Below are 21,565 nucleotides of genomic sequence, written 5' to 3'. Positions count from 1 at the left end.
TCCTTGCCCGGTCTCGCTGGCCCTTTCCCCAGACTTATGTAGCTCTCTTGCTGGTCCCTGTGGGTTCTCCGTGCCCTCTTCTCCTCGGGGGTCTCCCGTGTCCTCCTCGCCGCGTGGCCGATCTCGCTCGTTCTATTGGAATGGAGCATTCCGTTCTGATAGGATGAGGGTGTCAGAAGGACGGTGAGCCCCGATGGGAGCAGGAACCATGAACGAGCAGCCGACGAGCACCTGGACCGTGCTGGACGAGGCCCACCGAGCCCTGCGTGCCGCCATCGCGGGCATCCAGAACCCCGACTGGCTCCGCCCAACCCCGTGCACCGAGTGGAACGTCGCCCAGGTCCTCCAACACGCGGCAGGCGACCAACTCGGCTACGCCGCCGCAGTGACCGGCACGGGTTGGCCAACGTTCGACCCCTTCGCCCCGACCGGCCACCTGCCCTCGGACGCCACCTCGGACGCCACCTCGGACGCCAGTGCGGAGGCCGCTTCGGAGCCCGGCGCGGACTCGGCCGACTTCGCAGCTTTGGCCCTTTTCGCCGAGGAGACGATGCGGGCCTCCGCCGCGACGTACTCCGCCATCCCTCAGGACGCCCCCGAGGTAGCCACCCCTCTCCCGCAGGGCAAACTCCCGGCCTGGCTGGCCGCCGGTGCCTGCGCCCTGGACGCTGCCGTGCACGCCTGGGACATCGCCCGAGCCACCAACCAGCCCTCCCCCCTCGACAACTCCCTCTCCCGCGACCTGCTCAAGGTCGCCCAGGAACTCACCGAACCCCTCCGAGCCTGGGGCGCCTACGCCGCGATCGTCCCCGCCACCCCCTCCGACGACGACACCGCAACCCTCCTCCGCTACCTCGGCCGCGACCCCCACTGGACCGCACCAACCGCCTAGCGCCGTTCCGCTCGCTCGCCCGCTCCCCAACCACTACCGGCCATGACCGCCGCCGCGGGGCGCCGTGGGGGAGACCCCACGGCCCGATCGCGCCGCTCGCGCCGAACGTGGCCCCCGCTGGACGTCGGGCCAAATGCGCCCGCCCCCCGAGTGGCTGTCACGGCAGTCGCGGCACAAGCCAGCGAGGCATCGGCCAACCTTGCCGGACCGCAGGTCACGGCAGTGGCGGTCACGGCAGTGGCGGTCACGGCAGTGGCGGTCACGGCAGTGGCGGTCACGGCAGTGGCGGTCACGGCAGTGGCGGTCACGGCAGTGGCGGTCACGGCAGTGGCGGTCACGGCAGTGGCGGTCACGGCAGTGGCGGTCACGGCAGTGGCGGTCACGGCAGTGGCGGTCACGGCAGTGGCGGTCACGGCAGCGGCGGTCACGGCAGCGGCGGTCACGGCAGCGGCGGTCACGGCCTGAGCCCGGCGAGACGTCGGCCTCGCCGGACAGCCGGTCAACGCGCCCGGCGCCGTGACTGCAGTCGCGGCACGAGCGGCCAAAGACTCTGCCGCGTGGAACGCCCGGCCAAGGCAACCACCGCCGCCGCGGCAGCCGCAGCCCGACCCAGCTCCAGTCGCGGTCTTGGCAGACAGGCCCCGAAGGACCGACCATTCGCCGCGGCAGTGGTCACGGCACGAGCAGGCCCCAGGACGCGACCCACGGCAGCAGCAGTACGCCGGCTCCGATGGACAGTCCGAGCCGCACGCGGTTGCGGTACCCATTGCCGGAGCGCCACCACGAGATCCCGGCAGCGACGGCCACCACTGCGGTGCCGACGGTCAGCAGCTCCAGCGCCAGCCAGGGCAGGGGCCGGCCGAACACGACGGGACCGGTCACCTTGCCGGCGGTGGCGAGCAGGAACACGAAGTACAGGTTCATGCCCACGATGACCGCCGGGCCGACCAGCGCCAGCCAGCGCGCGAGCCACACCGCTCGGGTGCGGCCGCCTCGCAGACGGACCGGCGCGACGAGGAACCCGGCGAGGAGCAGCAGGGTGGCGACGACGACCGGCCACGACCGGTGGTACCACGGCGCTCGCTCGATCGCCTCGGCCGACGAATCAGATGCCAGGGCAGTGGCCTCGGCCGAGGTCACCGAGCCGTCCGTCGAGCTGCTGGAGTTGCCGGCTGCGGTTTCGCTCGAGGTGGGGCCGTCGGTGTCGGGGCTGGAGCTGATCCAGGCCGTTTCGAACTGGGCGTAGTTGTCCGGCAGGGTGGGTAGGCGGTCGAAGCCGTCCGCGGCGGTGATGTGCAGGTTGTGGTTCACACCCTTCAGGAACCTGACCTGGTACCTCGTGTTGCCGCCGGCTTTCAGGGCGTCCCCGATGATTCGGCTGCTCTCGGCGGGCACGCTGTCGCGGTCGAGTTCGCCCCATTCGGCGAGGACCGGTTGGCGTACCTGGCGCCAGAGCGGGGCCGGCTCGAAGTCGTGCTCCGGGAACAGGCCGGCGTCGATCGCGGCGGGCAGGATGTCCTTGCGGAGGGCCCGTGATACCGCGGCTGAGACGCCGGCGTGGCGCAGGTATTCGTCGTACTCCCATGCGGTTTGGGCGGCGGGGGTGTTGCCGACGGCGCCGACTGTGATCAGGAACTTGACGTCGTTCGAGCGGGTCGCGGCGATCGGTGCGACGAACGCTCCTTCCGAGAGGGCCCACAGCCCGGCTCGGGCGGGGTCGACGTCCGGGCGGGCTCGGAGGAGCTGGAGTCCGGCGAGGGCGTCGCCCGCGAGCACCGCGTAGTCGCGGTGCAGCAGGGAGTATCCAACTTTTCGCTTGTCGTATATCAGCGTCACGACGCCTTGGCGGGCGTAGGCCTCGGCTCCCGGGCGGAGATATTCGCGTCCGCGATTGCCTGCGCCCTCCAGCATCACGATGGCCGGGTGCCGTCCTGTCGCGCCCGTGGGCGTGAGGACGGTGCCGTGCAGGACTACTCCGCCGCTGCCGGTGAAGGTGACATCGGTGCTGGTCACGGCGCCGGGTTCGGCGTGGGATGGGGTCATCGGGATGATCGCTGCGGCGATCGCCGCGGCCAGGGCGGCCACGGCTCTTGCGACTCGTTGCATCGACGTGCCTCCTCGTCTTGGTTCGACGTTGAGGTTCGTCGGTTGGGGGGTTGGCGGCCCAGGGTGCCTGCACCTGAATTCGATTGGGGTGCAGGCACCCTGTCGGTCACCCGCGCCGCCGCCTACCTTCGAGGCGTCACGGGGGAACGAACACCAGTGAGGCGCTCACCATGAGACACCGGATCAAGGCTCACATCGGCGATATCGGATGGCTGGCGCTCGGCGCGCTGCTTGGCTTGGCCGCGGTGCCGCTTCTGGTTCTGCTCGTGGTCTCGGTGCCGACGAGTCTTGCCGCGGGCGTGGGAGTGGCACTGTTCACGGTGGCCGTGATGGCCACGCGAGGACTGGCCCGGATACAGCGGCGCCGGCTCGCCCGCGATCCGGACACCGCAGCCGGGCGTCGGTTCCGATACACCGAGGTCGTCGCCGATGACGAGGGCAACCCGGCGAACTACGGCACACCGGTGTACGGCTGGGATCCGATCGCGATCTACCGGGCCGTGCCGCGGCACAAGCAATTGAGCTCGCGGATCGTGGTGCGCGTGACGGCCTGGCTGCGGACGACCATCACCGACCCGCAGACGTGGCGCGATGTCGCGTGGCTGCTGTGCCAGGCCTTCGTGGGTGTGCTCTCGTTCGTGCTGCTCGCGGGGCTGTGGATCGCCGCGGTCGAGTGTGTGACGGCGCCGCTGCTGGAGCTGATGCTGCCGAAACCGACCGGCTTTGATCCCGTGGTGCTGGAGCTGACCGGGCGCTCGGAGGTGTGGATCTGGATTCTGGTGCCGATCGGCGTCGGGCTCGGCTTCCAGTCGGCGCGGATCGCGCAGCGCCTGGTCGATTGGCAGGCACGCATGGGGGCGGAGCTGCTCGGGCCGAGGCGGCGGGAGATCACGGAGGCGCGGCTTCGGTGGATCACCGCGGCGCGGAGCGAGTTCGTCGATTCGTCGGCGGCCGAGCTGCGGCGCATCGAACGCGATCTGCATGACGGCGCACAGGCGAGGCTCGTCTCGGTCGCGATGAGCCTGGGGATCGCCGACGACGTCTTCGACGACAACCCGACGAACGCGAGGGCGCTGCTGGCCGAGGCGCGGGCCGACGCCGGAGCGGCGCTGACCGAACTGCGGAGCCTGGTGCGCGGCATTCATCCGCCGGTGCTGGCCGACCGGGGGCTGGCCGGGGCGATCCAGGCGCTGGTGCTGACGAGCAAGCTGCCGGTGGATCTCGACCTGCGGCTGAAGCGGCGGCTGACACCGCCGGTCGAGGCGGCGGCGTACTTCGTACTCGCGGAGTCCCTGGTCAACGCGATCCGGCACAGCGGGGCCAAGCGCATCAAAGTCAGCGTGGTCGACCTGGGCCCGCGCCTGACGATGAGCGTGGCCGACGATGGCAACGGCGGCGCCGATCCGGAGCGCGGCACTGGGCTGCTGGGCATCCAGCGGCGGCTGTCGGCCTTCGACGGCAGCCTGCGCCTAGACAGCCCGCCGGGCGGCCCCACGGTGCTGGACATGGACCTGCCATGCAAGCTCTGAACCTCACGAGGCCGCGGCGGGGGTGCTGGCCCTGGAACTTCACGAGGCCGCGGCGGGGGTGCTGGCCCTGGAACTTCACGAGGCCGCGGCGGGAGTGCTGGCCCTGGAACCTCACGACGCTGTGACGGGTGTCGGCGCTGGAATCTCGCGACGCAGTGGCGGGGTGCCAGCCCTGAATCTCGCGATGCTTTGGTGGGAGTGGCGAGCCGCATCGTGATGGGAGGGAGAAGCATCCCGGGGCTGCGCGGTTAGGGCTGGGCACGACAGGATGCCCGGGTGGAGACAGGCAATGCGTTGAGCATGGGCGCGGTGCAGAGGACGAGCACGGGTGGAGCGCTGAGGTTGGCCGCGGACAGAGTGCTGGGGACTGGCGCGGGCGGGTGGTCGGGGTCGAGCAGGGGGCGGCGGGCGTCCAGCTCCTCGCTCGGTGGGGTGCTAGATGAGTGCGTGGCGGTGCATTGGCGGCGGACCTCGGGCTTGTTGTTTGGCTTGGCTGCAGGAGGGCCCGCTGCGGTTGGAGGGCTCACGGCGATCGGGCGGATGCGGCCGCCCCGGGGCTCATTGCGGGGCAGGGCCGTAGGAGGGCGCTCGGCGGTGGGGCGGGCGAGGTGGGTCGTGGGCTTGCCGTTGGGTGCGGCGATGGGAGGGTGTGCGGCGGCAGTCGGGCGCTCGGCGATGGAGTGGGCGCGGTGGGCCATCGGCTCGTTGCCCGGTGCGGCGGCGGGAGGGCCCGCAACGGCAGCCGGGCCCGCAACGGCAGCCGCGCCTGCAACGGCGGGCGGGCGTGCGGCGGCGGAGTGGGGCCGTGGGGCTTGGGCTTGTTGCTTCGGGCGGCGATGGGTGGCGAAGTGGCGGCTGGGTGGGGGTGGCGGCCGTGCGGGTGTTGATTGCTGAGGATCAGATGCTCCTGCGCGACGGGATGAGTCGGATGCTGGGGGCGTACGGGTTTGAGGTTGTGGCGACCGTCGGGTCCGGGGAAGGGCTGGCCGAGCGGTTGATTGAGGTGCGGCCCGACGTTGCGGTGGTTGATGTTCGGATGCCGCCTACGTTCACCGATGAGGGGTTGCGGGCTGCTGTTGCGGCTCGGCGGGTGGTGCCTGGGTTGCCGGTGCTGGTGCTTTCGCAGTACGTGGAGCGGCTCTATGCGCGGGAGCTGTTGTCCGAAAGTGCTGGTGGGGTTGGGTATCTGCTCAAGGATCGGGTGGGGGAGGTTCGGCAGTTCACCGAGGCGTTGCGGCAGGTGGCGGCTGGGGGGACGGTGATGGATCCGGAGGTGGTGGGGCAGCTGCTCGATGTGCGGGAGGAGTTTTCTGGGCTTACGCCTCGGGAGTTGGACGTACTGCGGCTGATGGCGCAAGGAAAGTCCAATGCGGCGATCGCCGGGGAGTTGCGGCTTGCTGAGAAGTCGGTCAGCAATCAGATCAACATGGTGTTCGCGAAGCTGGGGTTGCCGGCGTCCGCGCATCAGCACGATCGGCGGGTGGTGGCGGTGTTGACCTATCTCGATCGGACTTCGGTGAATCCGCCGCAGGAAGGGGGAGGGGCAGGGTGAGGTGGGCTGACACACCGGCGCGGGTGTTCGGTGCTGGGGGCGTGGTGGCCTAGCGTCACCGAGTGTGAGCAGGCGGGGGATTGCCGGGGTCGCCGGGTTTGCGGTCGCTGCCGTGGGGGCGTTTGTGGTGCTCGATCGGTTCGGGGGGACCGAGCGGTTCGCCGATCTGCCGGGCGGCGCTGACGTACGGCTCGTCGGCCGATTCACGCCGCAGCAGGTCGAGCGGCTGGGAGAGCTTCCCGAGGCCGAGGCCGTTGAGTGCGATGACACGCTGTTCGACGTCGGGGTGGCCACCGCGCGGATGCAGCTCGAGCAGGTGACCGTGCTGACGGCGGTACGGAACTCCGGCCTGCAGCGGGCCGCGTTGGTGCAGGGGCGCGCGGTGCAGGGTGAGGCCGAGATCCTTGCCGTGGACGGGCGGGGGCTCAAGCTCGGCGAACGGGTCACCGTGACCAGGGCCGGGCGCGGGGTGGCCGGGAGCGTCGTCGGAGTCGTGGCGCGGCCCTCCGGACAGCCCGATGCCGTCGCGCTGCTCCCCGCCAGTGCCATCGCGCGGCTCGACGGGCGCCCAGGGTGTGGGGAGCTGGCGATTCAGCTCAAGCGGCGCAGTCAGGCCACGGCGTTCCAGCGGGCGGCGAAGGGCGTGCTCGGCGGGGACCCGGTGGTGACGTACGACGAATCGCTGAGAGGACACGTCTGACAACGACAGCAAACTACGAGAATCCGGACCAGGTCAGGGACAGCGCCGTCGCGGCGCGTTCGGCTTTGATCTCCATGGCTGAGCCCAGGATCACCGCGCGGTCGGAGACCACCTCGGTGTCGTCCAGCGTGTACGTGACCCTGGTGCTGATGAAGACGGGCGTGTTGGGGGGCTCCCGCAAGTACACCTGGGAAGGCTCGGGAAGCACAGCCGGGCTCACCGTCTCCGTGGCGCGGACGACCGGGACGCCGATCGTGGACAGGGCGGTGTAGAGGGCCGTCGTGGTGAAGTCGACGTCGACCAGCGCGGCAGCGTGTGGGGGTGCGACCCAGGAGATCTGGTGGATCGACGGGCGGCCGCGGAACTCGCGGACCCGCTCCAGGCGCAGGGCATCGTCGACCAGGGCGGCCGAGATGACCGTTGTCCGGACCTCGAAGCCCTGGTCGCGCAGGTCGTCGGTGAGGCTGCGCAGGGAGCCCAGGCGGTAGGCCAGGTGGGGCGGGGACACGAAGGTGCCCCGCCCCGGTTGCTGGACGATCAGGCCCTCGTCGCTCAGCTGGCGCAGGGCCTGGCGCAGGGTCATGAGCGTCACGCCGTACGACGTGCTCAGGTCGCGCTGGGCCGGCAAGGCGCTGCCGGGGGCGTAGAAGCCGCCGCGAATCTTGGCCGCCAGGTCGGTGGCTATGGCTCGGTAGCGGGGTTCACCCTCGCGTGGCAAGCGTCCAGCCTCCTTCAGCACTACATCGCCGAACGCAGCGAGCCCACGAACGCGGCGGCCTCCGACGGGGTGGCGCCGTCGAGGATTCGGCGCATCACGGCCGCGCCGACCACGACGCCGTCGGCCAATTGTGCGGCCTCGGCGGCCTGGGACGGGGTCGAGATGCCGAATCCTAGCAATACCGGCAGCGATGTCCTGGCCTTGAGGCGGGTGGCCAGGGACGCGGCGGAGGCAGCGAGCTCAGCGCGTTCGCCGGTGGTGCCCATGACCGTCACGCCGTACACGAAATGCTTGCTGCGGCGCCCGATCTCGGTCAGGCGGGCATCGGGAGTCGCGGGGGAGGCGAGCAGCACGAGGTCGATGTGCTCGGCCACCTCGGCGCACTCCTCGAGGGGCAGGTCGGGCACGATCAGCGCGGTGAAGCCGGCGGCCCGCAGCTGGGCACCGAACGCCGCCGCGCCCGAGCGGATGACCAGATTCGCATATGTCGAGGCGATCAGTGGCACCGAAACCGAGATTTCGGACAAATCGCGAAATATCCGATCCAGCGTCGCCCCGCGCTCAAGCGCCAAAGACGTAGCCGACTGAATCGTCGCACCGTCCAGAGTGGGATCGGAGAACGGCAGCCCGACCTCGATATAGGAAGCGCCCGCGGAAGCGAACGCCGGCAGGTACGAGGTCCACGACGGCGTGATGCCGGCCGTGATGTACGGCATCAGCAGCTTCACAGCGCCCCCCGCAGCGACCCGAGATCCTTGTCGCCCCGCCCCGACACCGTGACGAGCACGGTCGAACCGGCCGGCAGCTCGCCCCGCATGACCCAGGCGAGCGCGTGCGCCGACTCCAGGGCCGGGATGATGCCCTCGGTCCGCGCCAGCCGCATGGCCGCGTCGACGACTTCGGGGTCGGCGACCGTGACGTACCGCGCCCGCCCGAGGTCCCGCAGGTGCACGTGCTCGGGGCCGATGCCGGGATAGTCCAGCCCGGCCGCGATGGAGTGCGCCTCGAGCACCTGGCCGTCGTCGTCCTGCAGGAACATCGAGCGCACGCCGTGCAGCACGCCGAGGGAGCCCTGGCTCGCGCCCGCGCCGCCCTCGGCCTCGACGCCGATCAGGCGGGCCGGGGTGTCGACGAAGCCGGCGAAGGTGCCGGCCGCGTTCGAGCCGCCGCCCACGCACGCGACCACGTAGTCCGGCACGGCGGCGCGCAGCTCGGTGGCGCACTGGCGGCGCGCCTCGTCGCCGATGACGCGCTGGAATTCACGGACCATCCACGGGTACGGCGCCGGGCCCAGCACCGAGCCCATGCAATAGTGCGCCGTCGCGACCGCGCCCACCCAGTGCCGCATGGCCTCGCTGGTCGCGTCCTTGAGCGTCTGCGCGCCGGTGTGCACGGGGACAACCTCGGCGCCCAGCATGCGCATGCGGAAGACGTTGAGCTCCTGGCGCTCGATGTCCTTGGCGCCCATGAACACCGTCGCGTCGAGGCCGAACAGCGCGGCCGCGGTCGCCGTGGCCACGCCGTGCTGGCCGGCGCCGGTCTCGGCGATCAGGCGCGTCCGCCCCATGCGCTTGGCCAGCAGCGCCTGCCCGAGCACGTTGTTGATTTTGTGCGAGCCGGTGTGCGTCAGGTCCTCGCGCTTGAGCAGCACGGTCAGCCCGAGCTCGGCGGACAGCCGCAGCGCGGGGGTGAGCGGCGTCGGCCGGCCCGCGTACGTCGCGAGCAGCCGGTCCAGCTGCCCGCGGAACCCCGGGTCGGCCCACGCCTCGCGGAACGCGTCCTCGACCTCGCGGCAGGCGCCGATGAGCGACTCGGGCACGTACCGCCCGCCGTACTCCCCGAACCGCCCCAGCGCGCCGGGGTCGCCCATGAGCGGCCCGCGCTCGACGTCCCGGCGCGGGCGGATGAGCAGCTCAGCCATGATGAGCCTCCACAGTTCTAGAACTGTCTACTGTTCTAGAACTGTGGCACGAAACGGGGCGCGTGTCCAGACTGGGCGGGCGGCGATCATCGATCACGACACCCGGGCCGCGGGCGCGGTGGCACGAAACCGGTCGCGTGTCCAGACTGGGCGGGTGGCGATCATCGAGTACGACACCCGGGCCGCGGCCGCGTTCGTGGCCGGTCGGCACCCGCAGGACGAGGGCCTCCGCGCGTGGCGCGAGCGCATCGCCCACCACCTGCGCCCCGACGCGCGGACGCGGATCCTCGACCTCGGCGCCGGCACCGGTCACTGGATGTCGGCCTTTCGCCGTTGGTACCGCCTGATCCCCCTCGGCCTCGACCCGTCCCCGGCCATGCGCGCCGCGGCGACGGAGCGGATCGAGGAGGGCGACGCCGCGCACATCCCGCTCCCGGACGGGTCCGTGGACGCCGTCTGGCTCTCCACCGTCGTGCACCACATCCCCGACCTGCGCGCGGCCGCGGCCGAGATCAGGCGCGTGCTGCGCCCCGGCGGCCTGGTGCTGATCCGGTCCGTGTTCGCCGGCCGCCCCGACGGCGTCTCGCTGTTCCGCTACTTCCCCGAGGCCGCGGCCGTGCTCGACGCGCGGTTTCCGTCGGCGGCGGAGGTCGCAGGATCATTCGGTACAAGCGGATTCGTGGCCCTTGCTCTTGAACCGGTGCCGCAGCTCACCGCGCCGACCATGGCGGCCGTCCTGGGCAGTTTCGACCGGGCCGCCCACACGCCGTTAGTGCTGATCGACGACGACGCGTATGCGCGCGGCCTCGCCCGGCTCAAGGCCGCCGACCAGGCCGCCCCGGTGATCGACGCCCTCGACCTGCTCGTCCTGCGGGCCCGACACGAAAACCTGCGGGCCCGACACGAAAACCTGCGGGCCGGACTCGAAAACCTGCGGGCCCCGCGATAGCCACAACATCAGCGCGCCCACGGCGATCGCGGCCGCGGCCGAGGCGGGCGTCACCGGGAGAACCACCAGCATCGCCGTGCGGCCCGCCAGGACGCCGCCGAAGCCCACCGCCGACAGCCCCAGCACGCCCAGGGTGCACAGCACCGCTCCGCCGATCGCGGCCACCGTGCCCGGGCGTCGGGGCCCCGCGATCGAGGCCTTGCGCGGGCGGTCGGCCCAGCGCAGGGCCAGGACGATGGCCGCGGTCGGCAGGGCCAACCCAAGAATCCACAGTGGACGCAGCAGCCACCACGCGCCCGAGCCCACCGGCGGGCCCGCGACGTCCAGGGCGAGCAGCCCGCCGAGGACCGCGAACAGCACGGTCAGGTGCCACAGGAACGCCGTCATCGCCGCGCCGTTGGCCCGGATCACGGCTGCCCAGACGCGCGGGCGCGCGAGCCAGCGGGTGATCGGGGCGCGCAGCAGCAGCACCAGGCCGACCAGCCAGAGCGCGTGGGTGAGCAGCGCGACGGTGGGCGGCGACATGTTCGAGATCGGCGCGCCGGGCAGGCCGACCATGGAGACCGGGTAGGGCCCGGCCGTCGTCAGCGCCACCGTCGCGGCGAGCCCGGCGCCGGCCAGCAGCCAGGCGGAGCGGCGGCCGAGGAGGTCGTCGGCGTAGAGGTACCCCAGCTGGTGCACCGCGAGCCAGACGAACGCGACGTTGAGGTACGCCACCATGGGCACGCCGCCCGCGAACCGCAGCACGTCGACGAGCGCCGCGGCGCCCCCGAGCGCGACGGGCACGACCCACGCGCGGCGCCCGAGCGCGCGGTGCAGGCGGTGCAGGGGCGGGGCGAGGGCGACGATCCCGAGGTACACGCCGAGGAACCACAGCGGCTGCGCGACCGTGCGGGTGGCGAGCCGCAGCAGCCCCTCGTCGCGCCCGGACGCCTCGACCGCGAGCGCGACCGCCAGCCACACCGCGACGAACACCGCCGTCGGCCGCAGCAGGCGCCCCGCGCGGGAGCGGACGAAGTCGGCGTAGCCCCCGCCGCGCCGGCGCACGGACGCGCTGGCGGTCGCGTGCGAGAACCCGCCGACCAGGAAGAACACCGGCATCACCTGCAGCAGCCAGGTCGCCGGCTGCAGCCCGGGCAGCACGGCCAGGGTGTTCGTGGCGCGGACGCCCGTCGCCGTCGGCTCGACGATGACCATGAGCCAGTGCCCGGCGATCACCACGCCGAGGGAGACGACGCGCAGGAGGTCCACATAGCGGTTACGCATGCCATTCAGCGTGACGTCGCGCGGGTGCCGCGCTCATCCGTACATGTACTCAACCGGCCTGGGTAGCCTGACCCACATGGCCAACCGTCTCGCCGGGGCGACCTCGCCCTACCTGCAGCAGCACAAGGACAACCCGGTCGACTGGTGGCAGTGGTCGCCCGAGGCGTTCGAGGAGGCGCGCCGCCGCGACGTGCCGGTGCTCATCTCGGTCGGCTACGCCGCGTGCCACTGGTGCCACGTGATGGCGCACGAGTCCTTCGAGCACGAGGGCGTCGCGAAGGTCGTCAACGATCTGACGGTACCGATCAAGGTCGACCGCGAGGAGCGGCCCGACGTCGACGCGGTCTACATGACGGCCACCCAGGCGATGACGGGCCAGGGCGGCTGGCCGATGACGGTGTTCGCCACGCCCGACGGCGAGCCGTTCTACTGCGGCACCTACTTCCCGCGCGACGCGTTCGTGCGCCTCGTGCAGGCCGTGGCCAACGCCTGGCAGGAGCAGCGCGAGGACGTGCTCCGGCAGGGTGCCGCGGTGGTCGACGCGGTCCGCAAGGTCGCCGAGCGGCCGCCTTCCAACCCCATGGACGCATCGGTACTGCAAGCCGCCGCCACCACCCTCATGCAGTCCTACGACGACAAGCACGGCGGCTTCGGCGGGGCGCCCAAGTTCCCGCCGCACATGGCGCTGCTGTTCCTGCTGCGGCACTACCAGCGCACGCGCGACGACGCGATCCTCGACGCGGTCCGGTTCACCTGCGAGCGGATGGCCCGCGGCGGCATGTACGACCAGCTCGCCGGCGGTTTCGCCCGCTACGCCGTGGACGGCACCTGGACCGTGCCGCACTTCGAGAAGATGCTCTACGACAACGCGCTCCTGCTGCGGGTGTACACCCACCTCGACCGCATCGCCGGCAGCGGCACCGGCCGCCGCGTGGCCCGCGAGATCGTGGCGTTCCTGGCCCAGGACCTCTACGACGGGCACGGCTTCATCTCCGCCCTCGACGCCGACGCGGACGGGGAGGAGGGCCTGACGTACGTCTGGACGCCCGCCCAGCTCGACGAGCTCCTCGGCGACGTGGACGGCGCCTGGGCGCGGTACCTGCTGCAGGTCACGCCCGAGGGCACCTTCGAGCACGGCGCGTCGGTGCTGCAGCTGCCCGAGGACCCGATGAACGTCGAGCGCTGGCAGGACATCCGCGCCCGCCTCCTCGCCGCGCGGGCGACCCGGCCGCAGCCCGCCCGGGACGGCAAGGTGGTCGCGGCCTGGAACGGCCTCGCGGTCACGGGCCTGATCGAGTACGGCAAGGCGTACGACGATCCCGACGCCGTCTCCCTCGCCGTCGCGGTCGCCGAGTTCCTGGCCGGCACCCACCTCGTCGACGGCCGGCTGCGCCGCGTGTCCCGCGACGGCGTGGCCGGCGCGCCCGCGGGCGTCCTGGAGGACTACGGCGCGGTCGCGGAGGCCTTCTGCGCGGTCCACCAGGCCACCGGCGACGGGCGCTGGCTCGCGCTGGCCAAGGAGCTGCTGGACGTCGCGCTGGCGCACTTCCGCGACCCGGACTCGGGCGGGTTCTTCGACACCGCCGACGACGCCGAGACGCTCGTGGCCCGCCCCGCCGACATCACCGACAACGCGACGCCGTCCGGGCTGTCGGCGGTGTGCGCGACGCTGGTGACGTACTCGGCGCTGACCGCCGACACCTCCTACCGCGAGGCGGCCGAGCGCGGCCTCGCGACCGTGGCCGTCGTCGCCGCGACGCACGGGCGCTTCACCGGCTACGCGTGCGCGGCGGGGGAGGCGCTGCACTCCGGGCCCTTCGAGATCGCGATCGCGACGGCCGACCCGGCCGATCCGCTCGTCGCGGCGGCGTGGTGGCACGCGCCGCCCGGGGCCGTGATCGTCGCCGGGGCGCCGGACGCTTCGGGGGTACCGCTGCTCGAGGGCCGCCCCCTGCGCGACGACACGGCCACGGCGTATGTGTGCCGGGGTTTCGTGTGCGACGCGCCGGTGACGGCCCTCGAGGATCTGGTGGCCAAGCTGTCCTGACGGGTCAGGAGATCTTGCGGCGGTAGACCCGCATCGCGAAGGCGTACGCGACCACCAGGATGCCGACGCACCAGCCGAGGGCGATCCAGATGTCCGTGCCGACCGGCTGCTGCTCGAACAGGTGCCGCACGGCGTTCACGATCGACGTCACCGGCTGGTTCTCGGCGAAGGCGCGCACCGGGCCCGGCATGGACGCGGTGGGCACGAAGGCCGAGCTGATGAAGGGCAGGAAGATCAGCGGGTAGGAGAAGGCGCTCGCCCCGTCGATCGACTTGGCGGTCAGGCCCGGCAGGACGGCGATCCAGGTCAGCGCCAGCGTGAACAGCAGCAGGATGCCGGTCACGGCGAGCCAGGACAGCAGGCCGGCGCCCGAGCGGAAGCCCATGAGCAGGGCGACCAGCACGACCACCACGACGGAGACCAGGTTGGCGACCATCGAGGTGAGCACGTGCGCCCACAGCACCGACGAGCGGGCGATCGGCATCGACTGGAAGCGCTCGAAGATGCCGCTCTGCATGTCCTGGAAGAGCCGGAACGCGGTGTACGAGATGCCGGACGCGATCGTGATGAGCAGGATGCCGGGCAACAGGTACTGCACGTAGTTGTCCGAGCCCGAGTCGATCGCGCCGCCGAAGACGTAGACGAACAGCAGCATGAAGGCGATCGGCATGATCGTCGTGGTGATGATGGTGTCCATGCTGCGGGCGATGTGGCTCAGGGAGCGCCGGGTCAGTGTGGCGGTGTCGCCGAAGAAGTGAGACATCGTCGTTCCTTTACTTGTCCGTGCCGACGAGGGTGAGGAAGACGTCCTCCAGCGTGGGCTGCTTCTCGACGTACTCGACCTTGGCCGGCGGGAGCAGCTGCTTGAGCTCGGTGAGGGTGCCGTTCACGAGGATGCGGCCCTCGTGCAGGATCGCGATGCGGTCGGCGAGTTGCTCGGCCTCGTCGAGGTACTGCGTCGTGAGCAGCACCGTGGTCCCGCGCCCGGCCAGTTCCCGGACCGCGTTCCACACCTCGATGCGCGCCTGCGGGTCGAGGCCGGTGGTCGGCTCGTCGAGGAAGATGACCGGCGGGTCGCCGATCAGGCTCATCGCGAGGTCGAGGCGGCGGCGCATGCCACCGGAGTACGTCGCGACCTTCCTGGCGCCCGCGTCGGTGAGCGAGAAGCGGGCCAGCAGGTCGTCGGCGATCTGCCCGGGGTTGCGCAGGTGCCGCAGCCGGGCGATGAGCATCAGGTTCTCGCGGCCGCTGAGGATCTCGTCGACGGCCGCGAACTGGCCGGTGAGGCTGATCGACTCGCGGACCTTGGCGGGCTGCGCCGCGACGTCGAAGCCGTTGACGGTGCTCGTTCCGGCATCGGCGCGCAGCAGCGTGGACAGGATGCGCACCACGGTGGTCTTGCCGGCGCCGTTGGAACCGAGCAAGGCGAAAATGGTACCGGCGGTGACATCGAACTCCACGCCGCGCAGGACCGGCGTCGTGCCGTAGGACTTCTCCAGGCCGTGCACGTGGATCGCGGGGGCGGGGCTGGTCATGACGTGGCGTCCTTCCGGGGGCTGATGCGGCGGATGCTGACGTTGCCGTAGTTGTTGTGCAGGTGGAGCTCGACCGTGCGGTCGCTGGCCGCGGCCTCGGGGTCGGGCTTGAGCTCGCTCAGCACGCGGCCGTTGGCCGAGCTGGCGTCGATCCAGGCGGCGACGCCGGTCGGGACGCCGACCTCGATGTCCGCGTAGCCGTTGTCGAGCCGGATCGCGCCGCCGCTGACCTCGCGGAGGCGGATGGCGCCGTGGGCGCTGCGGGCGGTCACGTCGCCCAGCGCCCGGTCGATGGTCAGCGCGCCCGACGTGGCCGCCTCCACGTGCCCGGCGGTGGTGCCGAGCTCGAGGTTGCCGTGCGAGGCGCGCAGCTTGGCGTCGCCGTGGACGTGGCCGATGCGCAGGGAACCGTGGCCGGCGGTGACGTCGAGCCGGCCGGTCACCTCGGCGATGTCGGTGCTGCCGTACGGCGCGTCGAGCACGAGGTCGGCCACGGTGTCCGCGGTCACGCCGCCGTACTTCGCGACGATGCGGGTGTCGCCGAGCGCGCCGCGGGCCCGGACCGAGCCGTAGGCGTTCTCGACCGTGACCCGCGAGCCGGTCGGGACCTCGCAGCGCACGTCGACGGAGTCGCCCTTGCCGAACAGGTTGAGCCGGCGCGGCACCTTCACCCGCACCCGCCCGCCGTCGAAGGAGACGGTGGACTGGCGGGCGAGCGACTCGTCGCCGCCGCGGCCGGGGTTGGTCGGGACGATCTCGACGACCGCCTCGGTGGTGTCGGAGGCGACGATGTCGACGAGGGCGACGCCGACGTTGACGTCCAGGTCGATCGGGCCGGAAACGTCGTAGCTGGGCATGATGACCTCCAGAGGGCATGGCGAGTCAGCCCCGCCGCGGACGCCGGGACTCGAGGACTGAAGAAGGCGGAGTGGGTTAGCGGGCCCAGCCGATGAAGCTGTCGCCCTTGCTGCTGCTCGGGCGCCGCGGCGGGGCGGCGCGGGTGGTGTCGGGGTCGAGGGCGGCGGCGATCGCGCGGACGAACCAGGTGTTCACCGACACCCCCTCCTCGGCGGCGGCCTGCTCGGCCCGGGCCTTGAGCCGGTCGGGCAGGCGCAGCGTGGTGCGGGAGGAGACGGTGTCGTCGCCCGGCTCGGGCGCCGCGGCCGGAGCGGCCGGGGCGGCGGGAGCGGGCGCGGCGACCGGCTCGGCGGCGCGTGACACCACGAGGTGCGGGTCGCGTCCGCGCAGTACCAGATCGACTGAACCGGGGGCGATCTCCCGCGTGATCTCGCTGGCCACGTCGCTCAGCACGTTCAGCACGGTCAGGCGGGTGGCCGCGTCGAGCGCCCCGCTGAGCCGCTCGGCGACCGCGCGGGCCTCGGGGTCACCGATCTCCGCCGCCGCGGCGAGCTGCGTCTGGAGTTCGGAGACGTACCGGTCGATGTCCATGACACCAAGGTAGCACCACGGTGGTGTCACCACAAGAGGATGTGACACCACATGACACCACTTCTGGATTCCGCTGTCGGCGTAGGCTCTGCAGTAGCTGCAAGGCTGTAACGGTGTAATCGTGTAAGCATGATGATGCGACGAGGAGACGCCCCCTGGGGGCGTGGCGGCGGACCGCGCAGCGAGCCCCCGCCGGCCGACGACGCGACCGCCTGGATCGGCGGCGCACTGCCGGAGACCTGGTTCCAGGGCCCGGCCGAGGTGACGATCGACCGCGACGAGATCCTGATCGTGGGCCGGCTGAGCGAGCCGACCCTGGCCGAGGGCGCCACGGACGCCGACAAGACCGCAGCCGAGCAGGGCCGGATCGCCGGATTCCGGGAGACGACGCGCGACCAGCGGATCGGCATCGCGCAGCAGCTCGAGCGCCGGTACCGCCGCAAGGTCGCGTGGGGCGTGCAGGTCGGCGAGGTCCGGGAGCTGTTCACCACGCACTCGGCGCCGGTCATGACGCGCCTGCGCCAGGCCGAGCGGCAGGTGCTCGACACGCTCGTCGACTCGGGCGTCGCGCGGTCGCGCTCGGAGGCGCTCGCCTGGTGCGTGGCGCTTGTCGGCCAGCACGCCGACACCTGGCTGACCGAACTCCGCGAGGCCATGGAGTCCGTGGACGAGCTGCGCAAGCGCGGCCCCGCGGTCTAGCCGCCCGGGCTGAGGATAGGCTGGCCAGCCTATGGACACCCGAACCGGACTTCCCGTCGTCGGCATGGTGGGCGGAGGGCAGCTGGCCCGGATGACCCACCAGGCGGCCATCGCCCTCGGCCAGTCGCTGCGCGTGCTCGCCGTCTCGCCCGACGACGGGGCCGCGCTCGTGGCGGCCGACGTCCGGATCGGCCGCCACGACGACCTCGAAGCACTGCGGGAGTTCGCCAAGGGCTGCGACGTCGTCACCTTCGACCACGAGCACGTCCCCGGCGAGCTCATCCGGCAGCTCGCCGGCGAGGGGTTCACCCTGCTGCCCGGCGCGGACGCGCTGCAGTACGCGCAGAACAAGCGGGCCATGCGCGAGCACCTCGGGAAGCTCGGGTTCCCGATGCCGCGCTGGACCGACGGCGACGTCGCGGCGTTCGGCGACGAGGTCGGCTGGCCGATCATCGTGAAGACGGCGACAGGCGGGTACGACGGCCGCGGCGTCTTCGTCGCGCAGTCCATGGCCGACGTACCGCCCGGGGTCGAGGTCATCGCCGAGGAACTGGTGCCGCTGCGCCGCGAGCTCGCCGCCGTCGTCGCGCGGTCGCCGCTGGGGCAGGTCGCGGCGTACCCCATCGTGGAAACCGTGCAGGAGGGCGGCATCTGCGTCGAGGTGCTCGCGCCCGCGCCCGGGCTGGACGAGGACGTCGCGGTGCGGGCCCAGCGCCTCGCCATCGACATCGCGACCGGGCTCGGCGTCGTGGGCATCCTCGCCGTCGAGCTGTTCGAGACCGCGGACGGCCGGCTGCTCATCAACGAGCTCGCGATGCGCCCGCACAACTCCGCCCACTGGACCATCGAGGGCGCCCGCACGTCGCAGTTCGAGCAGCACCTGCGGGCCGTGCTCGACTACCCGATGGGCGACACCAACCTCACCGCGCCCGCCGTCGTGATGGCCAACGTGCTGGGCGGCGAGGACGGCGGCATGTCCATCGACGAGCGCCTGCACCACCTGTTCGCCGAAGAGCCAACCGCCAAGGTCCACTTGTACGGCAAGCAGGTCCGCCCCGGCCGCAAGATCGGGCACGTCACGGTGCTCGGGGACGACCTGGACGACTGCCGCAGGCGCGCCCGCCGGGCCGCTCGCATTCTCGAGGAGGGGTACCAGCATTGAGCGCGCCAGTGATCGAGGTCGGCGTCATCATGGGCAGCGACTCGGACTGGCCGGTCATGCGGCTGGCGGCCGAGGCGCTGGACGAGTTCGGGATCGGCCACGAGGTCCGCGTCGTGTCCGCGCACCGCACCCCGCACCTCATGCTCGACTACGCCGGCGAGGCGGTGGCCCGGGGCCTGAAGGTCGTCATCGCGGGCGCGGGTGGCGCGGCCCACCTGCCGGGCATGGTGGCGTCGGCCACGCCGTTGCCGGTGATCGGCGTGCCGGTACCGCTGAAGCATCTGGACGGTCTGGACTCGCTCATGTCGATCGTGCAGATGCCCGCCGGCATCCCGGTCGCCACCGTCTCGATCGGCGGCGCGCGCAACGCGGGCCTGCTCGCCGTGCGCATCCTCGCGGCGGCGAACCCGGAGCTGCTGGCCAAGGTCCGCGACTTCCAGGAGTCGCTGCGGGCCATGGTCGCCGAGAAGGACGCCGCGCTGTCCGCCTCCCTAATTGAGGCGAAGACCGCCGCGCCGTGACCTACGCTGGGCGGCCATGGGACGGCTGCTCAATGTGATCGATGTCGAGGCGACGTGCTGGGAGGGCCCGCCGCCGCCCGGGCAGACCAACGAGATCATCGAGATCGGGGTCTGCGTCGTCGATCTGGACGCGCGGGAGCGGGTCGGCCGGGACCGGATCATGGTGCGGCCGGCGCGGTCGACGGTCAGCGCGTTCTGCACGCGGCTGACCGGGATCACCGCCGCGGAAGCCGCGGCCGGGCTCGGCTTCGCCGCGGCGTGCGAGCGGCTCGAGCGCGAGCACCGCGCGGACTCGCGGCCGTGGGCGAGCTGGGGCGACTACGACCGCAAGCAGTTCGAGCGGCAGTGCGCCGGGATTGTCCGGTACCCGTTCGGCTCCGTCCACGTCAACGCCAAGGCCGCCTTCGCCGAGGCGCACGGGACGCGGAAACAGGGCATGGCCGGCGCCCTGGGGACGGCCGGCCTGCCACTGGAGGGGCGGCACCACAACGGTGCCGATGACGCGTGGAACATCGCCGCGCTGGTGCTGCAGCTCGTCGAGCGCGGACAGTTCCCCTACGGGGTCTGACCTGCGCGGTCGACGATCGCGACGCGCAGTACCGATGCGGAGGAGAAGATGTCGCCGCGCAACAGGCCGCTCGTCGGGTCGTCGCGGACCATGACGGAACGGGTGCCCAGGAATGCGTGGGTCGCCTTGTCGAAGATGAGCTCGGTGCGCATGCCCTGCACCTCGGTCAGGGCCACCGCCACGCCCGGGCGCCCGGCGTCGTCGGTGACGGCGCCGACCACGTCCACGCCGGGGATGCGCGCCACCGCGTCGAAGACGGCGGCCAGGGCGGCCGGCGACAGGTAGGCCTCGCGGATCAGGTCGGCGGCGGTGGTGAAGGCCTGCTGGTCGCGCGGGTTGCCGCCGGAGGCGTGGTCGTAGAGGTACTTGCGCATCTTGGCCGTGTCGGTCGGCAGGTCGGCCCGGTAGCCGCGTTGTCCGGGCAGCGCGATATCGCCGCCCTCGGTGCGCAGCAGGCCCGGGCGGGAGCCGTCGGCCGAGAGCCAGACCGTCCGCTGCTCCTCCGGGAACGTCGCGCGGACGCCGGGCATCAGGGCGGCGGCCTTGGTGCGCGACTCGATGTACACGAACTGCTCGTCGCGCGGCGTGAGCGGCGGTTGTGCCCGCGCTTCCGCGGCCGCGCCGTGCAGCACGTCCGCCGCCGCGGCCGAGGCGCTGCCGTTGGGTGCCAGGGCCTGCGTGATCAGCAGGCCGGCGGTCACCACGGCGGCGAGGGCGCCGGCGAGCACCAGGCGGCGCTTCCATGTCCCCGGCCCGGCCGCGACGTCGCGCAGGACGCTGTGCGTCGTCCGGCGCCATGGGCGGTGGGCGACGGGCTCCGTGCCCGTGACGTCGCGCAGGACGCGGTGTCGCAGTCGCGCGGGCGCGTGGCCGGGGGTCGCCGGGTCCAGGGCGGTGCCGAGGTCGTGCAGCACATCAAGCTCGTTCATCGATGCTCCCCAAAGCGTCACGGATCTGCCGGCGCGCGCGGTGCAGGCGCGAGCGCACGGTGCCGAGCGGAATGCCGAGGGTCTCGGCGACCTCCTCGTAGCTGCAGTCGCCCCACGCCACGAGCAGCAGCACGTCGCGGTCGCCCCGGGACAGCCGGGCCAGGGCGCCGGCGAGCGGGCCGTGCAGGGCCTGGGCCGAGACCGCCGCGTCGACGCGGTCGGCGAAGCCCGGGTGCACGTCGTCGGTGCCGGCCCGCGCGAGGGCGCGGTAGCGGGCGCTCTCCGCGCGATGCCGCCGGGCCAGCTCGCGGGTCAGGATCCCGAAGAGCCACGGCCGCGCGCTGGGCCGGTCCGCGTCGTAGCGGTGCCGGCGCTGGAACGCGGCCAGGAACGTCTCGGCGACCGCGTCCTCGGCCTGTTCCGGGCCGACCCGGCGGTGCGCGTACCGGTAGAGCTGCGCGGCGTACCGGTCGTAGAGCACCGCGAAGAGGCGCGGGTCGCGCACGGCCGCGGCGTCGTCGGCCCCGACGTCGGGGCCCGGCTCGGTCATCACCACGGTTCCATCGGCTTCCTCCCGTTGTAGCGCGGACGGTGGTACCGCACATGTCTCTGCGCAAGGGGCCGAACGGGTTCACGGGCGCAACCCTTTGTCTGTTTCTTCCGTTATCGGAGCAGGGCTTTCGAGCGGATCAAGGGGCGGTACGGCATGACGACGGCGCAGCGAAGCGACAGGCTCGGCCGATGGGTGGCGCGCGCGGTGGTCGGAGCCGTCGCGGTGGGCTCGGCCCTCGCCTTCGGCACCGCGGCCGCGGCCCCGCCCGGCAACGCGCCCGGCAGCGAGCCGGCCCGCGTGATCAGCAACGTCGTCGTGGCCGGAGTGGCGTCCGTCACGCTCCTGCTGATCCTCGCCGGCGTCATCCTGGCCGTCGCGCCGCGCTTGCTCCGACTTGTACGAGTCTTCAACGCCCGTCGATCAGTTCGCTGAGCAGGCATCGAAAAGGTCAGTCCTTTCCGGCCCCCGA

At 72.1% G+C, this 21,565-nt stretch carries 22 protein-coding genes and 1 pseudogene; 12 read left to right on the top strand and 11 right to left on the bottom strand.

Annotation, left to right across the window (positions count from 1 at the left end; genetic code table 11):
* Positions 1-208: 208 nt before the first annotated feature.
* Together ACQPZ4_RS47160 and ACQPZ4_RS47155 are read left to right on the top strand one after the other, a co-directional pair.
* Positions 209-892 carry a maleylpyruvate isomerase family mycothiol-dependent enzyme gene (locus tag ACQPZ4_RS47160; protein ID WP_433052052.1) on the top strand — a complete coding sequence of 228 codons (684 nt, stop codon included), beginning with the start codon at positions 209-211 and terminating at the stop codon, positions 890-892.
* A gap of 222 nt (positions 893-1,114) precedes the next feature.
* Complete coding sequence (locus tag ACQPZ4_RS47155; RefSeq protein WP_433052049.1) at positions 1,115-1,357, top strand: hypothetical protein; 243 nt, start codon at positions 1,115-1,117, stop codon at positions 1,355-1,357.
* 207 nt (positions 1,358-1,564) lie between these two features.
* Here ACQPZ4_RS47155 and ACQPZ4_RS47150 read toward each other — a convergent pair whose 3' ends face one another.
* Positions 1,565-2,998: an alpha/beta hydrolase family protein gene (locus ACQPZ4_RS47150; RefSeq protein ID WP_433052046.1), complete on the bottom strand. Its 1,434-nt coding sequence runs from the start codon at positions 2,996-2,998 to the stop codon at positions 1,565-1,567.
* 170 nt (positions 2,999-3,168) lie between these two features.
* Here ACQPZ4_RS47150 and ACQPZ4_RS47145 point away from each other — a divergent pair, with 170 nt between their 5' ends.
* The 3 genes from ACQPZ4_RS47145 to ACQPZ4_RS47135 all read left to right on the top strand — a co-directional run bounded on the left by ACQPZ4_RS47145 (position 3,169) and on the right by ACQPZ4_RS47135 (position 6,779).
* The gene (locus ACQPZ4_RS47145) at positions 3,169-4,527 is read left to right on the top strand and encodes a sensor histidine kinase (protein WP_433052043.1); all 1,359 of its coding nucleotides are present in this window, start codon (positions 3,169-3,171) and stop codon (positions 4,525-4,527) included.
* Positions 4,528-5,401: 874 nt separating this feature from the next.
* Positions 5,402-6,079 (top strand): response regulator transcription factor, encoded by a 678-nt coding sequence (locus ACQPZ4_RS47140; RefSeq protein ID WP_433052040.1) that lies wholly within the window; start codon positions 5,402-5,404, stop codon positions 6,077-6,079.
* 112 nt (positions 6,080-6,191) lie between these two features.
* Positions 6,192-6,779: a hypothetical protein gene (locus tag ACQPZ4_RS47135; protein ID WP_433052037.1), complete on the top strand. Its 588-nt coding sequence runs from the start codon at positions 6,192-6,194 to the stop codon at positions 6,777-6,779.
* A gap of 13 nt (positions 6,780-6,792) precedes the next feature.
* Here the strand turns inward: ACQPZ4_RS47135 and ACQPZ4_RS47130 are convergent, their stop codons facing one another.
* The 3 genes from ACQPZ4_RS47130 to trpB are packed head-to-tail and all read right to left on the bottom strand — an operon-like array spanning position 6,793 to position 9,418.
* Positions 6,793-7,497 (bottom strand): GntR family transcriptional regulator, encoded by a 705-nt coding sequence (locus ACQPZ4_RS47130; protein WP_433052034.1) that lies wholly within the window; start codon positions 7,495-7,497, stop codon positions 6,793-6,795.
* A 20-nt stretch (positions 7,498-7,517) separates the two neighbouring features.
* The gene (gene trpA, locus ACQPZ4_RS47125) at positions 7,518-8,225 is read right to left on the bottom strand and encodes a tryptophan synthase subunit alpha (protein WP_433052031.1); all 708 of its coding nucleotides are present in this window, start codon (positions 8,223-8,225) and stop codon (positions 7,518-7,520) included.
* Positions 8,222-9,418 carry a tryptophan synthase subunit beta gene (trpB, locus tag ACQPZ4_RS47120; protein ID WP_433052028.1) on the bottom strand — a complete coding sequence of 399 codons (1,197 nt, stop codon included), beginning with the start codon at positions 9,416-9,418 and terminating at the stop codon, positions 8,222-8,224. The genes trpA and trpB overlap by 4 nt, the downstream gene beginning before the upstream one ends.
* Before the next feature lie 154 nt (positions 9,419-9,572).
* On the opposite strand from trpB, the gene ACQPZ4_RS47115 reads away from it, so the two are divergent.
* Positions 9,573-10,367, top strand: coding sequence for a class I SAM-dependent methyltransferase (locus tag ACQPZ4_RS47115; protein ID WP_433052025.1), 795 nt, complete (start codon positions 9,573-9,575; stop codon positions 10,365-10,367).
* Positions 10,368-10,607: 240 nt separating this feature from the next.
* Here the strand turns inward: ACQPZ4_RS47115 and ACQPZ4_RS47110 are convergent.
* Positions 10,608-11,633, bottom strand: a pseudogene (locus ACQPZ4_RS47110) (acyltransferase family protein); the annotation flags it as partial.
* Between the two features lie 76 nt (positions 11,634-11,709).
* On the opposite strand from ACQPZ4_RS47110, the gene ACQPZ4_RS47105 reads away from it, so the two are divergent.
* Positions 11,710-13,680, top strand: coding sequence for a thioredoxin domain-containing protein (locus ACQPZ4_RS47105; protein ID WP_433052022.1), 1,971 nt, complete (start codon positions 11,710-11,712; stop codon positions 13,678-13,680).
* A 4-nt stretch (positions 13,681-13,684) separates the two neighbouring features.
* Here ACQPZ4_RS47105 and ACQPZ4_RS47100 read toward each other — a convergent pair whose 3' ends face one another.
* From ACQPZ4_RS47100 to ACQPZ4_RS47085, 4 genes are all read right to left on the bottom strand, one after another.
* Positions 13,685-14,443: an ABC transporter permease gene (locus tag ACQPZ4_RS47100; protein WP_433052019.1), complete on the bottom strand. Its 759-nt coding sequence runs from the start codon at positions 14,441-14,443 to the stop codon at positions 13,685-13,687.
* Between the two features lie 10 nt (positions 14,444-14,453).
* Positions 14,454-15,215: an ABC transporter ATP-binding protein gene (locus tag ACQPZ4_RS47095; protein ID WP_433052016.1), complete on the bottom strand. Its 762-nt coding sequence runs from the start codon at positions 15,213-15,215 to the stop codon at positions 14,454-14,456.
* The gene (locus ACQPZ4_RS47090; RefSeq protein ID WP_433052013.1) at positions 15,212-16,072 is read right to left on the bottom strand and encodes a DUF4097 family beta strand repeat-containing protein; all 861 of its coding nucleotides are present in this window, start codon (positions 16,070-16,072) and stop codon (positions 15,212-15,214) included. The genes ACQPZ4_RS47095 and ACQPZ4_RS47090 overlap by 4 nt, the downstream gene beginning before the upstream one ends.
* 76 nt (positions 16,073-16,148) lie before the next feature.
* Positions 16,149-16,664 carry a toxin-antitoxin system HicB family antitoxin gene (locus ACQPZ4_RS47085; protein WP_433052010.1) on the bottom strand — a complete coding sequence of 172 codons (516 nt, stop codon included), beginning with the start codon at positions 16,662-16,664 and terminating at the stop codon, positions 16,149-16,151.
* A 129-nt stretch (positions 16,665-16,793) separates the two neighbouring features.
* Between ACQPZ4_RS47085 and ACQPZ4_RS47080 the strand changes: the two genes are divergently transcribed.
* From ACQPZ4_RS47080 to ACQPZ4_RS47065, 4 genes are read left to right on the top strand one after another with little or no spacing between them, the layout of a single operon-like run.
* On the top strand, positions 16,794-17,363 hold the full coding sequence (locus ACQPZ4_RS47080; RefSeq protein WP_433052007.1) for a hypothetical protein: 570 nt from the start codon (positions 16,794-16,796) through the stop codon (positions 17,361-17,363).
* Positions 17,364-17,394: 31 nt separating this feature from the next.
* A complete protein-coding gene (locus tag ACQPZ4_RS47075; protein WP_433052004.1) occupies positions 17,395-18,525 on the top strand; it encodes a 5-(carboxyamino)imidazole ribonucleotide synthase in 1,131 nt (376 codons plus the stop codon).
* Between the two features lie 29 nt (positions 18,526-18,554).
* Positions 18,555-19,046 (top strand): 5-(carboxyamino)imidazole ribonucleotide mutase, encoded by a 492-nt coding sequence (gene purE / locus ACQPZ4_RS47070; protein WP_433067035.1) that lies wholly within the window; start codon positions 18,555-18,557, stop codon positions 19,044-19,046.
* A gap of 16 nt (positions 19,047-19,062) precedes the next feature.
* Positions 19,063-19,614, top strand: a complete 552-nt coding sequence (locus ACQPZ4_RS47065) for an exonuclease domain-containing protein (RefSeq protein WP_433052001.1) — start codon at positions 19,063-19,065, stop codon at positions 19,612-19,614.
* Here ACQPZ4_RS47065 and ACQPZ4_RS47060 read toward each other — a convergent pair.
* Together ACQPZ4_RS47060 and ACQPZ4_RS47055 are read right to left on the bottom strand one after the other, a co-directional pair.
* On the bottom strand, positions 19,602-20,543 hold the full coding sequence (locus tag ACQPZ4_RS47060; protein ID WP_433051998.1) for a CU044_5270 family protein: 942 nt from the start codon (positions 20,541-20,543) through the stop codon (positions 19,602-19,604). The genes ACQPZ4_RS47065 and ACQPZ4_RS47060 overlap by 13 nt on opposite strands.
* A complete protein-coding gene (locus tag ACQPZ4_RS47055; RefSeq protein WP_433067033.1) occupies positions 20,530-21,093 on the bottom strand; it encodes an RNA polymerase sigma factor in 564 nt (187 codons plus the stop codon). Before ACQPZ4_RS47055 ends, ACQPZ4_RS47060 begins: the two co-directional genes overlap by 14 nt.
* Positions 21,094-21,249: 156 nt before the next feature.
* Here ACQPZ4_RS47055 and ACQPZ4_RS47050 point away from each other — a divergent pair, with 156 nt between their 5' ends.
* Positions 21,250-21,528, top strand: a complete 279-nt coding sequence (locus ACQPZ4_RS47050; RefSeq protein ID WP_433051995.1) for a hypothetical protein — start codon at positions 21,250-21,252, stop codon at positions 21,526-21,528.
* Positions 21,529-21,565 lie beyond the last annotated feature (37 nt).

Source organism: Dactylosporangium sp. CS-033363 (assembly GCF_050942475.1).
Classification (GTDB): Bacteria; Actinomycetota; Actinomycetes; order Mycobacteriales; family Micromonosporaceae; genus Dactylosporangium.
Note: the sequence above shows the minus strand (reverse complement) of the source record. Positions and strands in the feature narration are given on the sequence as shown.

Bases quoted from the DNA above. Each gene is read 5' to 3' on its own strand.
- ACQPZ4_RS47160 (WP_433052052.1), top strand. From the start codon at position 209: ATGAACGAGCAGCCGACGAGCACCTGGACCGTGCTGGACGAGGCCCAC.
- ACQPZ4_RS47150 (WP_433052046.1), bottom strand. From the start codon at position 2,998: ATGCAACGAGTCGCAAGAGCCGTGGCCGCCCTGGCCGCGGCGATCGCC.
- ACQPZ4_RS47145 (WP_433052043.1), top strand. From the start codon at position 3,169: ATGAGACACCGGATCAAGGCTCACATCGGCGATATCGGATGGCTGGCG.
- trpB (WP_433052028.1), bottom strand. From the start codon at position 9,418: ATGGCTGAGCTGCTCATCCGCCCGCGCCGGGACGTCGAGCGCGGGCCG.
- ACQPZ4_RS47105 (WP_433052022.1), top strand. From the start codon at position 11,710: ATGGCCAACCGTCTCGCCGGGGCGACCTCGCCCTACCTGCAGCAGCAC.
- ACQPZ4_RS47100 (WP_433052019.1), bottom strand. From the start codon at position 14,443: ATGTCTCACTTCTTCGGCGACACCGCCACACTGACCCGGCGCTCCCTG.
- ACQPZ4_RS47095 (WP_433052016.1), bottom strand. From the start codon at position 15,215: ATGACCAGCCCCGCCCCCGCGATCCACGTGCACGGCCTGGAGAAGTCC.
- ACQPZ4_RS47090 (WP_433052013.1), bottom strand. From the start codon at position 16,072: ATGCCCAGCTACGACGTTTCCGGCCCGATCGACCTGGACGTCAACGTC.
- ACQPZ4_RS47085 (WP_433052010.1), bottom strand. From the start codon at position 16,664: ATGGACATCGACCGGTACGTCTCCGAACTCCAGACGCAGCTCGCCGCG.
- ACQPZ4_RS47080 (WP_433052007.1), top strand. From the start codon at position 16,794: ATGATGATGCGACGAGGAGACGCCCCCTGGGGGCGTGGCGGCGGACCG.
- ACQPZ4_RS47075 (WP_433052004.1), top strand. From the start codon at position 17,395: ATGGACACCCGAACCGGACTTCCCGTCGTCGGCATGGTGGGCGGAGGG.
- purE (WP_433067035.1), top strand. From the start codon at position 18,555: ATGGGCAGCGACTCGGACTGGCCGGTCATGCGGCTGGCGGCCGAGGCG.
- ACQPZ4_RS47065 (WP_433052001.1), top strand. From the start codon at position 19,063: ATGGGACGGCTGCTCAATGTGATCGATGTCGAGGCGACGTGCTGGGAG.
- ACQPZ4_RS47060 (WP_433051998.1), bottom strand. From the start codon at position 20,543: ATGAACGAGCTTGATGTGCTGCACGACCTCGGCACCGCCCTGGACCCG.
- ACQPZ4_RS47055 (WP_433067033.1), bottom strand. From the start codon at position 21,093: ATGACCGAGCCGGGCCCCGACGTCGGGGCCGACGACGCCGCGGCCGTG.
- ACQPZ4_RS47050 (WP_433051995.1), top strand. From the start codon at position 21,250: ATGACGACGGCGCAGCGAAGCGACAGGCTCGGCCGATGGGTGGCGCGC.